Below are 836 nucleotides of genomic sequence, written 5' to 3'. Positions count from 1 at the left end.
TATTTATAGTCAATATCAATTTTTCTAAATTTTATAAATAGCACGTATTTGGCAATTAGGCTAACTAAGTACATTCTGTTTTATCAGCGAGTAGTGTATCAGTAATGAGCAATTAAAGTAAAAACTGGTTAGATCATTTACTAACCAGTTTTTACTATTTAAATTCCTATTTTAAGTTGTTCCCATTCTTCCCTTAAAATACCCATGCGGATTGAATCGTAATATTCTCCATTGTAAAATCTCACTTTACGGATTCGTGCTTCCATTGTCATACCTAGTTTTTCTCCTACACGAATCATCCGCTCATTACCTGACCACGTTGTAAATCCAACACGAACTAAAGGTATAGTGCTAAATAAATGCTCTGCCCAAAGTTTTAAAGCACGTGTCCCCAAACCTTTTCCCCAATTAGCCGATTCGTGAAAAACAATCCCCATCTCTAGCCATTTAGAAGGCTCATGCTCCCAGTAATATGAAACAGTCCCGCAGGTTAAGCCTGCAACTTCAATTACCCACATATTTTCTCTTTGTACAAATGAATCGGCTTTTTCCATAAACGCTTCGAATGAGATAGCCTTATGCTCAAAATACGGTGCATCCCATTTTTTCCATTCGGGTGCCTCATCTTTATAAATTAGTTCCCAAAGTCTTGGTAAATCTCCCTTTTGTATAGGTCGTAAAATTAACTCTTCATCTTGATAAAACATGCAATTCCTCTTTTCTTTTCAAGTTTTATAATGAAGGGAATCGAATTGAAAAGAGTAGGCGAATGCCAATTACTTTTCAATCACCATTTGAAAGTTTTTCATTTTTAACACTCCTCTCGTTATATAAAT

Annotated in this window: 1 protein-coding gene; it reads right to left on the bottom strand. The window is 34.9% G+C overall.

The genetic code is table 11. The features are described 5' to 3' along the window. Positions 1–158 precede the first annotated feature (158 nt). The gene (locus AN959_RS20285; protein ID WP_053591449.1) at positions 159–707 is read right to left on the bottom strand and encodes a GNAT family N-acetyltransferase; all 549 of its coding nucleotides are present in this window, start codon (positions 705–707) and stop codon (positions 159–161) included. Between the last annotated feature and the right edge of the window lie 129 nt (positions 708–836).

It is taken from the genome of Psychrobacillus sp. FJAT-21963, from assembly GCF_001420585.1.
In the GTDB taxonomy this organism is placed as follows: domain Bacteria; phylum Bacillota; class Bacilli; order Bacillales_A; family Planococcaceae; genus Psychrobacillus.
This window is presented reverse-complemented; position numbering and strand designations above follow the sequence as displayed.